The organism is Bacteroides sp. AF39-16AC (assembly GCF_003602735.1).
GTDB lineage: Bacteria > Bacteroidota > Bacteroidia > Bacteroidales > Bacteroidaceae > Bacteroides > Bacteroides uniformis.
Window position 1 is genome coordinate 368,780 of sequence record NZ_QTLN01000003.1, and the last position, 218, is coordinate 368,997.

At 45.0% G+C, this 218-nt stretch carries 1 pseudogene; it reads right to left on the reverse strand.

Annotated elements, in window-relative coordinates:
- Positions 1 to 218, reverse strand: a pseudogene (locus DW039_RS21225) (IS1380 family transposase); the annotation flags it as partial.

Consider the following 218-nt stretch of genomic DNA (forward strand, 5'->3'; position numbering starts at 1 on the left):
CTTGCTGTCATGATCCACTTGGCAGGTACGGAGATGAAGCTGAAGACAAAAGCTTTTATGCGACTTGTTGCATTGAGTCCGAACCTCTTTACGTCAAGTCTGTGGATAATGGCCTTGTAGAAATTACGGATAAGTGCCGTAAGAAGAAGGAACACAGTGTTCTCTGCCATGAAGGATTTGGGCAATCTGTCCCACCCGAAACCATTGTTCATATCATC